The organism is Mesorhizobium temperatum (genome assembly GCF_002284575.1).
Classification (GTDB): Bacteria; Pseudomonadota; Alphaproteobacteria; order Rhizobiales; family Rhizobiaceae; genus Mesorhizobium; species Mesorhizobium temperatum.
Window position 1 is genome coordinate 109,194 of sequence record NZ_NPKJ01000022.1, and the last position, 13,521, is coordinate 122,714.

Annotated in this window: 10 protein-coding genes; all 10 read left to right on the forward strand. The window is 59.7% G+C overall.

Annotated elements, in window-relative coordinates:
* Positions 1–10: 10 nt before the first annotated feature.
* The 10 genes from CIT26_RS06425 to CIT26_RS06470 all read left to right on the forward strand — a co-directional run bounded on the left by CIT26_RS06425 (position 11) and on the right by CIT26_RS06470 (position 13,498).
* Entirely contained in the window at positions 11–838 is an 828-nt protein-coding gene (locus tag CIT26_RS06425; protein ID WP_095491788.1) for a D-glutamate cyclase family protein, read from the forward strand.
* Positions 839–1,277: 439 nt separating this feature from the next.
* A complete protein-coding gene (locus CIT26_RS06430) occupies positions 1,278–3,050 on the forward strand; it encodes a type I secretion system permease/ATPase (RefSeq protein WP_095491789.1) in 1,773 nt (590 codons plus the stop codon).
* A gap of 37 nt (positions 3,051–3,087) precedes the next feature.
* A complete protein-coding gene (locus tag CIT26_RS06435) occupies positions 3,088–4,413 on the forward strand; it encodes an HlyD family type I secretion periplasmic adaptor subunit (RefSeq protein WP_095491790.1) in 1,326 nt (441 codons plus the stop codon).
* Between the two features lie 25 nt (positions 4,414–4,438).
* A complete protein-coding gene (locus tag CIT26_RS06440) occupies positions 4,439–4,645 on the forward strand; it encodes a D-glutamate cyclase family protein (RefSeq protein ID WP_280951096.1) in 207 nt (68 codons plus the stop codon).
* A 266-nt stretch (positions 4,646–4,911) separates the two neighbouring features.
* Positions 4,912–6,303, forward strand: a complete 1,392-nt coding sequence (gene eglC, locus CIT26_RS06445; protein WP_095491791.1) for an endo-1,3-1,4-beta-glycanase EglC — start codon at positions 4,912–4,914, stop codon at positions 6,301–6,303.
* A 105-nt stretch (positions 6,304–6,408) separates the two neighbouring features.
* Complete coding sequence (locus CIT26_RS06450) at positions 6,409–8,151, forward strand: type I secretion system permease/ATPase (RefSeq protein WP_095491792.1); 1,743 nt, start codon at positions 6,409–6,411, stop codon at positions 8,149–8,151.
* Positions 8,151–9,461 (forward strand): HlyD family type I secretion periplasmic adaptor subunit, encoded by a 1,311-nt coding sequence (locus CIT26_RS06455; protein WP_095491793.1) that lies wholly within the window; start codon positions 8,151–8,153, stop codon positions 9,459–9,461. The genes CIT26_RS06450 and CIT26_RS06455 overlap by 1 nt, the downstream gene beginning before the upstream one ends.
* Before the next feature lie 52 nt (positions 9,462–9,513).
* Positions 9,514–9,843 (forward strand): hypothetical protein, encoded by a 330-nt coding sequence (locus CIT26_RS06460; RefSeq protein WP_206072730.1) that lies wholly within the window; start codon positions 9,514–9,516, stop codon positions 9,841–9,843.
* A 317-nt stretch (positions 9,844–10,160) separates the two neighbouring features.
* Positions 10,161–10,826, forward strand: a complete 666-nt coding sequence (locus tag CIT26_RS06465; RefSeq protein ID WP_095491794.1) for a dienelactone hydrolase family protein — start codon at positions 10,161–10,163, stop codon at positions 10,824–10,826.
* Positions 10,827–10,954: 128 nt separating this feature from the next.
* On the forward strand, positions 10,955–13,498 hold the full coding sequence (locus tag CIT26_RS06470; RefSeq protein WP_095491795.1) for an NAD-dependent epimerase/dehydratase family protein: 2,544 nt from the start codon (positions 10,955–10,957) through the stop codon (positions 13,496–13,498).
* Positions 13,499–13,521: the final 23 nt, after the last annotated feature.

Consider the following 13,521-nt stretch of genomic DNA (forward strand, 5'->3'; position numbering starts at 1 on the left):
CTCGGAAGCCATGGCTCGCCTGACCACTTCACCGATCTTCGAGGACCTGCGACTGGTCGATGCGGATAGGCTGCGCAGGCTTGTCAGAATGGGCGCCTATGAGGGACATACAGGGGGGCTGGCGCGCGGCAAGCTCCAGGCCAATGTTGTGATTGTGCCCCGCAGCTTTGCCGGCGATTTCCACCAGTTTTGCATCCGCAACCCGAAATCCTGTCCATTGGTCGGCGTCAATCGCGCCGGCAGTCCATTGATCCCAGCGCTGGGCGATATCGACATCCGCACCGATGCCCCCCAGTACAACATCTATCACTTCGGGGAACTGACGCGTCAGAGAACGGACATTATCGACCTGTGGCGGGATGATTTTGCCGCTTTCGCGCTCGGCAGTTCGCTGACCGTCGAAGCCGCACTTGCCGAAAAGGGCGTGAAACTCCGCCGCATCGGCTACGGCAAGGCCTCAGCCAAGTTCCGAACCAGGATCAAGACGTGTCGCGTCGGACCGTTTGGTGGCGAAATGGTCGTTTCGATGCGTCCGATAAGGCGTTGCGATGTCGACAGGGTTCGCGCCCTTACCGCACGTTTCCCGCATGCCCACGGCTCTCCCATCCATGTCGGAGATCCCACGGTCATCGGAATAGCCGACTTGATGGCTCCCGACTGGGGCGATGCGGTCAAAATCATGGATTGGGAGGTCCCTGTATTCTGGGCCAGCAGCGTAACCGCGCAGGATGCACTTGCTCGTGCCGAACTCGCGACCTCGATCACGGTATCGCCGGGGCACATGCTGATCACCGATGTGGATGCACGAGCCGATGCCGGCGCTTTCAAGGTCTACTAGCAGTCCATCTGGCTTCGGACCTACATCATGACGAAGTGAGATGGCAGTCTGGAATGCGACCGCCCCAGGACGCTTCGCAAGCGGCAATCGGCGTGGGGTCTCCGCGCCGATCGGCAGGATAAGCGGTTGAAATGTCAGTGACGGGTGGGGGTCACGCTGTGGTGCCGGTTCACAGTGGGCGGAAGGCCCTATGTGCCAACACCTCCAAATCCAAAACGGGTCGACTGGGCGCGGCACGCCATTCAAAAGGTGATGACGATGTATCCGCCATTCACCATGCCTCGACCATCGCCCAACGACACTCCGTACCTCGATTTCGACGGTGCGCGATGGAGAAGGAGTTCGCGCGGACAACGCTCTGGCGCAATGCGATACATTAGGTCATCATGATATAGATTTCGATAGTCGGGAGACGAGCGTTACTTCGGGAGGATGGGGAATGTCGACTTCGAACGGCAGGCTGCCGTTGTCGAAAAGCCTGTTCGAGATCGGGGTGTTTTCCGCGGTCGTCAATGTATTGCTGCTTGTACCTCCGCTCTATCTCTTACAGATCTACGATCGCGTTCTGCCGTCGTCGAGCATGAACACTCTCATTTATCTGTCGCTGTTTTCGGTCACCGGACTTGCGGTCCTTGGGATTTTGGAAATAGTCCGATCGCTTTACGCAAATCGGCTGGCCGCACGCTTTGACGCTCGATTGGGATCTGCGGCATTTCTCGCAGCGATGAATGGCCCGGGAGCCGGCTTCGGCGACGTCCAACCGTTGCGCGACTTAGCGACAATCCGCACTTTCGTTGCCTCGCGTTCGTTGTTTTTCCTCTTCGATTTGCCTTTCGGACCGCTTTTCCTCGTTCTGCTCTACTTTGTTCACCCATTACTCTTTGCGATCACGCTTGTCGGTGTGGTCGTCATGGTCATCATCGCGCTGCTCAATCAGGCAGTTACAAGCCGAAGCGGCAGGGAGGCTGGCGACACGCTCGCCGCCACGATGAATGCTGCGCAGACTTTTGCACGCAATTTCGAAACCGTGCGCGCGCTTGGGATGGTCTCCAGCATCATCGAGTTCTGGGGCGATCGCTTTTCAAAGTCGCTCCGAGCATCAGACAAGGTCGCGCGAAACAATGCGTTTTATGGCGGTTTGTCACGGACGATCCGCATCCTGCTGCAACTGGCGGTGCTTGCCGCAGGTGCCTATCTCGTCCTGACTGAAGAAATGACGGCGGGCATGATGTTCGCGGCTTCGATCATTTCGGGACGTGTACTGCAACCCATCGATCAGATCGTCGGCAGCTGGCGGCAAATCGCTGAAACAGGCCAGGCCTGGAAACGTGTCACCGCATTGCAAAACCAGGTTTCTGGCGAACGGCCCCGCGATGTGGAGCTGCCCGCGCCGGTCGGCGCGCTGACGCTCGACAAGGTCGTCTACTTCCTGCCCAACACCGACCCTGGTGGTCATCCACTGATCAAGCGGTTGAGTTTCTCCGTCAACGCCGGCGAGTGCGTTGCCATCATCGGACCCAGCCAGGCTGGCAAGTCGACGCTTGCCAGATTGATAGTCGGTGCTATCAAGCCTCGCTCTGGCGTCGTGCGGATAGATGGCGCTGATATCCAGAATTGGCGGCCCGACCAACTCGGCAAGCATTTCGGCTATCTGTCGCAGGAAGTGGAACTTTTTCCCGGAACCGTTGGCCAGAATATTTCCCGGTTTGAAGCTGATCCGTCCGATCAGGAAATGATAGCAGCTGCACAACGCGCTCAGGTGCAACAACTGGTGCTCGGTCTTGCCCGCGGCTTCGCTACGGTAATCGGCCCGATGGGAGTGAGGCTCTCCGGCGGAGAAAGACAACGCATCGGGCTAGCCCGTGCGTTCTTCGGCGACCCCAGAATTCTTGTGCTCGACGAGCCAAACGCAAATCTGGACGCAGAAGGTGAAGCTGCCCTCGAGCGAGCGATACTTAATGCCCGTTCAGACAAAAGAACAGTTCTGCTCATCACGCATCGCCCGTCACTTGCTGCGAAATGCGATCGGATCCTGATGCTTCGAGATGGACAGATCGAGCTATACGGCCCGGCCCAGGATGTGCTGCACCGATTGGCTCAAGGACAAAACAAACCCATGACACAGGCTACGGCTGCAATTTCCTCTGTTGGAACGGCGAACGAAGGCCAAGGCTTGCTGGACCAATCGACGCCGTCTCGCCTGCAGAACTGAGCCACGGCGTTTGGGCTCGGCTGCCTAGAGGACATGTATGCAAAACGAAGCTGAGAATTTTCGCTGGCATAGAAAAATTCCCACGCAAACTGGGAAGATCGCCATCGCCGGCTATTCAGCGATAGCAGCCCTCATTGGTGGATTTGGCGTGTGGGCAGCCACCGTGCCCATAGCCGGCGCGGCAATTGCGCCAGGTGTTATTGCCGCTGCCGGCAAGAACATCATGATCCAACATCTCGAAGGCGGAGTCATACGAAAGATCCACTTTAAGGAAGGCGACAGAGTGGAGAAGGGAGACCCGCTTTTCGTCATCGACGCAACAGCCGCCGAGACGCAGGTCAACCGTCTTGTCAAACAGTCGATATCCCAGAGAGCCAAAGCAGCGAGGCTTGAAGCTGAGCGCGACGGACTGTCCGAAATCGACGTGCCTCCTGACCTGGAGCGTCCATCGGGTGGACTCGATGTTCAGGACGTTATCGCCCAGCAACGAAAGGAATTTGAGGCACGTCTGGCACGCTATCATGCCGAGCAGGAAATTCTGCGGCAGCGGATCGAAACTTTGAAGGAATCCGTCACCGGGCTTCGGGCACAAAAGAAGGCTACTGAAGAACAGTTGACGATCGTGCGGGAAGAAGCCGAGCGCAAGAAGCAATTGCTTGAAAAAGGCCTGACAAACCGCAGCGAGTATACCGAACTCTTGCGAACCAGTGCTTCGCTTGTCGGTCAGGCTGGGGCGATAGAATCGCAGATCGCTGGAACTGCAACGCAACTTGCCGAGGCCGGTCAACAAATCGAGAGATTAACGACATCGCGAGTGGAGGAGGCCGTCGGCGAGCTGAATACGATCCGCTCATCACTAGCCGACCTCGAAGAGCAGATTAACGCTGCCCAATCCATTCTTCAACGGACGATTGTGAAGGCCCCGACCGACGGCATCGTGGTTCACTCATCATACAATGTCGAGGATGGGGTTGTCCGGCCTGGTGACGTCGTAATGGAACTGCTGCCGACTACTGACGAGTTGATCATCGAGGCACGCGTCTCCTCGCAAGATATCGATTCAATCAGGCTCGGGCAGCAAGCACAGATGATGTTCAGCGCGCTCAATGCGCGGATTACGCCGCAAGTGCGTGGAAAAGTCATCTACATATCAGCCGACCGCATCGTCGACGACAAGACTGGCCAATCCTTCTATGCGACAAGGATGAAGATAGACGAGCAGCTTCCGATGGAGATCAAGCAGGAACAGATTTATCCCGGAATGCCTGTTGAAACCTTTATCGGAACCGGCGAGCGGACCTTTCTGGACTATCTCCTGCGGCCTTTCCTGGATTCTTTCGGCAAGGCGTTTCGCGAAGAATAGGTCGCCCGCCGCGCGTAATGAGCCGGTGATTGCCGACTTGATGGCTCCCGACTGGGGCGATGCGGTCAAAATCATGGATTGGGAGGTCCCTGTATTCTGGGCCAGCAGCATCACCGCACAGGATGCACTTGCTCGTGCCGAACTCGCGACCTCGATCACGGTATCGCCGGGGCACATGCTGATCACCGATGTGGATGCACGAGCCGATGCGGGCGCTTTCAAAGTCTACTAGCAGTTCTTCATCACCGGTCAGCGGTAATGCTATTCGAGATGCGAAATGCGGTGAGGGTCGGTCTCGATCTGCCTCACCACATCTTCGATCATGTTGCAGTGGCCCAACCTTATGCACTCGAGGCAGTGAAGCTCCCCGGCAAGTGCTCTCACTACGTGATAACCATTTGGTAACCTTCCGAACTCGAAAGTGAAAAAGTACTGGCTCCTTTTGCCCTCGATAGCTGTTAGGCTGACATAGGGACAAAACAAGGAGAAAAGACCGGGATGGCCACGGTATTGAACGCCAAGGGCGTTCCACTTCCCTACAGCGGGTCCTCCGTCAGGTGGTACTCGGCGACGAATTCCGGCCCAACACTGTATGGCAGCACATACAACGACTCGATGTATGGCGACGCTAACGTCACCGTCACAATGCGTGGCGGCAAGGGCGATGACATTTATTATCTGTATGCCTCGAAAAACAAGGCGGTTGAGCTTTCCGGCGAGGGCGTGGACACCATCTCGACCTGGATGAGCTATGAGCTTCCAGCGAATTTCGAGAACCTGACGGTCACCGGCGACAAACGCTATGCTTTCGGAAATGCGCTAGACAACATCGTTACCGGCGGCTCCGGCCAACAGACGCTCGACGGCTTGCAGGGCGATGACGTTCTCAAGGGCGGATCCGGGGCGGACATTTTCGTCGTGACCCCTGGCAACGGCAGTGATCTGATCCTGGACTTTGGCGCGACGGATACCGTTCGCGTCGGGAGCTACGGCTTCACCTCCTTCGAGGAGGTTCGCGTCAACATGGTCCAGTCGGGCGCAAACGTCCGACTTAATCTGTCCGACGACGAGTTTCTCGTCTTCGCCAACAAGACCATCGGCGATTTCACCGCAAGCCAGTTCAAGCTGGCCGTGGACAGGTCGGCTCTGGAACTCACCTTTTCGGACGAGTTCGACACGCTGGATCTGTGGAACGGCTCGAGCGGCACCTGGGATTCGAACTACTGGTGGGGGGCCGAGAACGGCAGCACGCTCACGAGCAACAACGATCTTCAATGGTACATCGATACCGACTACGCCCCGACGCGCTCCGTCAATCCGTTCAGCGTTGAGGACGGTGTTCTCACCATTACCGCCGCCCGGGCTCCTGAGGCGATCCGTCCCTATATAAATAACTACCAATACACGTCAGGTTTGCTGACGACCTACGAATCCTTCGCGCAGACCTACGGCTATTTTGAGATTCGGGCCGATATGCCCGAAACACAAGGTGCATGGCCGGCCTTCTGGCTTCTCCCGGAGGACGGCTCCTGGCCACCGGAACTGGACGTCATAGAGATGTTCGGTCAGAATCCAAACAAGCTCATGTTGACAGGCCACTCGAACGCGACGGGAACTCACACAACAGTGGGCTCGACGGCCTATGCCTCGGATACCGAAGGGTTCCACACATACGGCGTGCTTTGGACAGAAGACGAACTCGTCTGGTATTTCGACGACGTCGAAGTCGCTCGTGCCGCAACGCCTGCCGACATGCACGACCCGATGTATATGCTGGTGAATATGGGGATTGGTGGCCAAGCGGGAGCGCCCGCCGACGGGCTTGCGACGCCTGCGGAAATGCAGATCGACTACATCCATGCCTATGCGTTGAACGATTGGATTATCTAGGCGTAACACCTGACCGGGGGCTCGGCACGGACACGTTCGTCATCAGGCCTGATTTCGGGCGCGGTCATTGCCGCCTGAGAGTGAACCGGGACTGATGTGAAGGCGATGTCGCATCCCCATCCATCCGAGCCGCGAACGACCCTCGCAGCGGTTCTGGCTTCCTTCCGGCGAGCGTTGGCCGGAATTGCGTTGATGAGCGGCGTCGTCAATGTTCTGGCGCTGACCGGCTCGTTCTTCATGCTGCAGGTCTATGATCGCGTCATACCCGGCCGCAGCGTGCCGACGCTCGTCGGGCTCGCCGTGTTTGCCGGCACGCTTTTTGTTTTTCAGGGTGCTCTTGAACTCATCCGGTCGCGTTTGATGGTGCGCATCGGGATGGCGTTGGACGCGCGCCTGAGCGGACAGGTCTATGCCGCCCTCATGCGTTTGCCGTTGCGCACCAAGCTCGCAGGCGACGGCCTTCAATCGCTGCGCGATCTTGATCAGGTGCGCTCGTTTATGTCGAGCGCCGGTCCGACCGCGCTTTTCGACCTGCCATGGATGCCGCTCTATCTCGCAATCTGCTTCCTGTTCCATTTCTGGATCGGCATGACGGCGCTGGCCGGCGTGGTCATTCTCTTCAGCCTGACATTGCTTGCCGAAATTCGCACGAGAGAGCCCGCCAGAAAGGCAAACAGTCAAGCGGCGGCGCGCAATACACTTGCCGAAGCGACGCGTCGCAATGTCGAGGTTCTGCAGGCCATGGGCTTTGGATCACGCATCGCCGAGCGCTGGTCAGGGATCAATGCTGACTATCTCGACACCAATGCAACAGCGAGCGACCTTGCTGGGACACTCGGAACGATCTCGAAAATCCTGCGAATGATGCTGCAATCGGGTATCCTGGCGATCGGCGCGTATCTGGTCATCCATCAGGAAGCGACCGGCGGCATCATGATCGCCAGTTCGATCATGATGAGCAGGGCACTCGCACCAATCGAACTGGCTATCGCGCACTGGAGGGGTTTCGTCACCGCCCGCCAGGCCTGGGCCCGATTGACCCAGCTTTTGGTCCTGCTTCCCGAAACTGCGACAAGTGTCTCGCTGCCTGCGCCGAAATCTGCTCTTTCGGTCGAAGGTATCAGTGTCACGCCGCCGGGGGAGCGTCGTATGGTCGTGCAAGACGCCACCTTTGCATTGGAAAAGGGCGTCGGCCTCGGCATTGTGGGGCCGAGCGCTTCCGGCAAGTCATCGCTCGTGCGCGCGATTGCCGGCATATGGCTCCCAGTTCGCGGCACCGTCAGGCTGGATGGCGCAACGCTCGACCAGTGGTCGCCGGAAGAGCTGGGCAAGCATGTCGGCTATCTCCCTCAGGATGTGCAATTGTTCGACGGCACCATTGCCGAGAATATCGCGCGCTTCGAACCGCAAGCGCCATCGGACAAGATACTTGCGGCTGCGCGCGCGGCTGGCGTTCATGATCTCGTCATCCATCTGCCGGAAGGCTACGAGACGCGGGTCGGCGAGGCCGGGTCGGCACTTTCGGCCGGCCAGAGGCAGCGGGTTGCACTTGCACGGGCGCTCTATGGCGATCCGTTCCTCGTCATCCTCGACGAGCCCAATTCCAATCTCGATTCGGAGGGTGAGGCTGCACTGACGGTGGCGATCCAGGGCGTTCGCGCGCGAGGCGGTATTGCCATCGTGGTGGCACATCGGCCGAGCGCGCTTGCAAGCCTGGATCAGGTCCTGGTCATGGCAAACGGCCGGATCCAAGTGTTTGGCTCAAAGAATGACGTCTTGAATAAGGTAACCCGTCCGGGAGGCGTTCCTCTGAAGGTCGTCTCTGGCCCTGAAGAACCTGCATCCTGATGGCAGAACGCACTGCATCCGCGATTGACCGGACCATTCGGCGCTATCTGCTTGGTGGGGTCGCAGCTTGCGTCCTTCTGGTTGGTGGGGCCGGAAGCTTGGCCGCCGTCACCGAGATTTCCGGGGCCGTGATTGCTTCGGGAAAGCTGGTCGTCGATTCCAGCGTTAAGAAGGTGCAGCATCCGACGGGTGGCGTTGTCGGTCAAATCTTCGTCCGAGAAGGCGATGCCGTGAAGGCGGGCCAGGTTTTGATCCGCCTCGATGAGACGATCACCCGGGCCAATTTGGCGATCGTCACGAAGAGCCTGGACGAATTCGAGGCGCGCCTGGCTCGCCTTGAGGCCGAGCGCGACGGCAAAGGAAGCATCATCTTTCCAACTTCGCTTGTGTCACGGCAGGATGCCCCTGAGATTGGTCGGGCGATGGCCGGCGAGCAATCTCTGTTCGAATTTCGCCGACAGGCACGCGCTGGCCAGAAGGCTCAGTTGGAAGAGCGTATTGCGCAGCTTGCCGAAGAAGTTTCCGGCTTGACCGAGCAAAGAGATGCCAAGAGCCAGGAAATCAAGTTGATCGGCTTTGAGCTCGAAGGCATGCGCAGCCTTTGGCAACGCAAGCTGGTTTCAATCGATCGCATAACTGCGCTTGAACGCGATGCCGTGCGGCTCAAAGGTGAGCACGGGCAACTGACCGCGGCCATAGCGCAATCGAAGGGTCGTACATCCGAAATCCGTTTGCAGATCATTCAGATCGACCAGGATTTGCGCAGCGAGGTGGCGACCGAACTGCGTGACGTCCAGGCAAAGATCTCTGAATCCGTCGAGCGCAAGGTCTCGGCCGAAGATCAGCTCAAGCGGATCGATATACGCAGTCCGCAGACCGGCGTCGTTCATCAGCTTGGTGTGCACACGGTCGGTGGCGTTATTTCTCCGGGCGAGCTCATCATGCTGATTGTCCCGGTGACAGACGACCTGACCGTCGAGGCGCGCGTGGCACCCCAAGACATCGATCAATTGACGTCAGGGCAAAACGCGACGCTGCGGCTGTCGGCATTCAATCAGCAAACAACGCCGGAACTGAATGGTGCCGTCAGCAAGATTTCCGCCGACCTCAATGTCGATGAGAAAACAGGCGCCGGCTTTTACACCGTGCATGTTGTTTTACCGCGCACAGAGCTTACCAGGCTCAAGGGCCTGGCCCTGGCGCCTGGAATGCCTGTCGAGGTGTTCTTTTCGACCGGCAGCCGCACCATGCTGTCCTATCTCGTGAAACCTTTGGCGAACCAAATCCAACGGGCATTCAGGGAAGAATAGGCCGCGTCTCCGGGCGAGCCGACGAGCTGAACTCCGGAACAACGACGCGATTTTGCCGTTTCGCCTGAAACTGGAAGCGATCCACATGTCCCAGTTGCCGAATGAAGAGATCGAGGGGCGGCTGAACGCCCAGCGAGAGACTCTGGCGCTGGTCGTCGCGCTGCTTGCCGGCCGCGATGCGACTTTCGAGCGAATATGGGCCGAACTAGAGGCCCGTTTCCAATTTCAGAATAATCAGGAAGACCCCGGCGCGCTGCCAAGCAGTGCGTTCGCCATCGAGAGTGCGATGATGCGGGAATTCAAGCTGATCTTCGAGGAAGCGCGGGCACGCAAGGCGGAATGGAACGACACAGACAAGCCACCCATAAAAGGCGCTAGCTGAAAATCGCGAGCCCGGCGATGCGACGCTGCACCAAGTTCGCTTCATTGCGGAGTGGCCAATCGAACGCTGTATCGTGCTTGGCGACAATGGCTCTAGATGCCAAACAAATCTTGAGCCTCGGCCGCGGAGAGCGTTGCGCCAAGGGAGCCCACAATTCTGAATAGGCGGGCGGAACAGATCCGTCGCTCCCGATGGGATAGCCACATTTTTCTGGCCTGACTCGGAAACATTTCCGGCATGCCAGTGTTTAACGCATTGAGTGGGCGCGAGGCGCAGTTCCTCTGCCTGTGAGGCGATCCTCCCTTTGGAGTGTAAAGATGCCGGCATCCGCAATGACAGAGGTCGAGGAGGTCAGGATCGAGCCCGACGGGCTCATTGGGCTGCTGGGCGTGCCGCACGGTGCGCAAGGCATCGTCATCTTCGCTCATGGCAGCGGAAGTGGACGGCTCAGTCCGCGCAACAACCACGTGGCCGCCGCACTTCGGCAGGCCGGACTGGCGACCCTTCTCGTCGACCTTTTGACGTCGATCGAGGAACGCGACAGGCGAAATGTCTTCGACATTGACCTGCTTGCATCGCGGCTCGCGCTGGCGACGCATTGGGCGGCTGCGGAAGCACGGACCAGAAGGCTTGTCCCACTTTATTTCGGGGCAAGCACTGGCGCGGCAGCCGCGCTGGTGGCCGCCTCACGCCCGGATGCAGGTATCGCGGCTGTCGTCTCGCGCGGCGGCCGGCCCGATCTGGCGATGGACGCGTTGCCGGCCGTGCGTGCCCCGACACTGCTTCTGGTCGGCAGCCTGGACGGGCCGGTGATCGGGATGAACGAGCGCGCCCTTGCCGCGCTGAAAGGCGAGAAACAGTTGATCATTATCGACGGTGCCGGCCACCTCTTCGAGGAGCCGGGCACAATGGACGAAGTGGTCAGACACGCCACGCGATGGTTCCTCGAGCATCTCGCGCCTCCGGAAGGGCCGAGGCAATGATCCTGGGCAGGCTAGAACTCGATGCAGACAAGGAAATCGAATCCAGTTCGAAGGTGCTGAGCGAGCCGAGGAAGGTCGAAGCGCACGACGCCATCGGGCCTCCCTTCCAACGCGAACGGGCCTGACTTATGGCAAATCACGGCGCGCCCCTTCCGACGGTTCTTATCACCGGCAGCAGCGGCTTCCTGGGGCAGGCGATTGCGCGAGGCTTGATTGACCGCTACCGGGTCATCGGCCTCGACGTTGCAAAACCGAAGCATCCCCCCGCCGGCATGGAGACGATCGAGATCGATCTCACCTCCGATGAGAGCGTGAGCAGGGCTGTGGAGGCGGCGCGGGAGCGCGGCGGTCGCATCGCCTCGGTCATCCACCTCGCGGCCTATTACGACACGACCGGCAAGGACAATCCGAAATATGACGCCGTCACCGTGCAGGGCACGCGCCGGCTCCTGAATGCGCTGACGGCGATCAAGACCGAGCAGTTCGTGTTCTCCAGCACGCTTCTCGTCCATGCCCCAAGCCCGGGGAGGGGCACGAAAATCAATGAGGACTCGCCGCTCGACCCGGCCTGGGCCTACCCAAAATCGAAAGCCGAAACAGAGGCGCTGATTTCGAGGGAGCGCGGCGAAATCAAGACGGTGATCCTGCGGCTCGCCGGCGTCTATGACGAAGACTGCCGGGCGGCCTTTATTGCCCAGCAGATCGCTCGCATCTTCGAGCGCTTGCCGACGGCCTATTTGTTCGCCGGCGATATCACCGCCGGTCAGCCCTATCTGCACAAGGACGATCTCGTCGATGCGGTGGTGCGTACCGTCGACCGGCGCGCCGAACTTCCGGCCGAGACCGTGCTTCTGATCGGCGAAGAAGACACACCGTCATACGAGGAGATGCAGAAGCGCATCGGCCGGCTTATCCATGGCGAGGACTGGCGGACGCTGGCGCTGCCGAAGCAGCTGACGAAGCTGGGCGCGTGGGTGCAGACGGAGGTACTCGATCAGGACACCGACATCAAACCGTGGATGATCGAGAACTCGGACGATCATTACGAGATCGACATCTCGCGGGCCAAAACTCTGCTGGGCTGGGCGCCTAGACACAATCTGTTGGACACATTGCCGGAGATGATCCGCCGGCTGAAACAGGACCCCACAGACTGGTATGCGGCCAACAAGCTCGATCCGCCGGTTGTCGCGGCTTCGGACCCCGAGATCGAACAGGCCGAAAGGCGCCTCAAGGGACCGCTCGAGCGAAGCAAGGAAGACGTCGAAGCGGCGATAAAACGGCATCGGTCCAGGACGCTCTGGGCGCCGATGACCAACGCTGCGCTCGGACTGTGGCTGGTCACATCGCCGATGACAGTTGGCCTGTTCGATCCCGTCGCAGCCGCAATACCCCCCGCTCTGGGGCACGCTATTGCGGAGCCACAATTGCGCAACGCCGGTCTCGGTGTCAGCGAGATCGTTTCCGGCCTGCTGGTGACGGTCTTTGCGTTGATGGGCATGTCCCGACGCTGGCGCTGGGTGCAGTGGATCACGGCGTCGCTCGGTCTATGGGTGATGCTAGCGCCGTTGCTGTTTTGGACGACCAGCGCCGCCGCCTATGCCATCGACACGCTCGTCGGCATGCTGATCGTCGCCTTTGCGGTGATGATCCCGCCAACCCCTGGCATCAGCCGCCGCGCGCTGGCGGCCGACGACGACATTCCGCTGGGCTGGACCTATTCGCCATCGACCTTCACGCAGCGGATTCCGATCGTGGCGCTGGCCTTCGTCGGCCTGTTCGTCTCGCGCTATCTCGCCGCCTTCCAGATGGGCCACGCGGATGGGCTGTGGGATCCGTTCTTCGGCCCCGGCGGTGCGCCGGTGCGCAACGGCAGCGAGGCGGTGGTGACGTCATGGGTCTCGAAGGGTTTCCCGATCGCCGATGCCGGGCTCGGCGCGCTTGCCTATTGCCTCGATATCCTCGCCGGCGCGATCGGCGACCGCCGGCGCTGGCGCACCATGCCGTGGATGGTGCTCCTCTTCGGCTTGCTGATCATTCCGCTTGGCGTGGTCAGCGTCTCCTTCATCATCATCCAGCCACCGCTTATTGGTGCGCTGTGCACGCTCTGCATCCTCCAGGCCGCCATCACGGTGGTGCTGATCCCTTACTCCGTCGATGAGGTGCTGGCGACGATCCAGTATCTCTGGGGCGCCACGAGGGCGGGCGAGCCGTTCTGGCGTACCTTCTGGATGGGCGGACCGGCACTGTCGGAGAACCAGACACCTGGGACCGACCTCGACCGTCCGGCTTCCGAGTTGCTGAAGGAATTTCTCACCGGCGGCGTCAACTTCCCGTGGACGCTGGTAGCGAGCACGCTGCTTGGCGCCTTGCTGATGACCACGCCATTGATCTTCGGCACGCAGCCACCGCTCTACTTCAGCGATCATGTCCTCGGCTGTCTCATTATCATGGTCGCAGTCACGGCCATGGCCGAGGTTGTCCGGCCGGTGCGCTTCTTCAATGTCGTGCTTGGCGCATGGATCGCGGTGTCCCCCTTCGTGCTTGCCGGCGGTGGAACCGCGGCGATCGTGGCGGACATTGCGATCGGTCTGGCGCTGATCGTGCTCAGCCTGCCGCGCGGCACGCGCAGCGACCAGCATTATGGCGGTTGGGATCGAGCGATTGTCTGAGCAACTCGACTTCGGCATCTGGC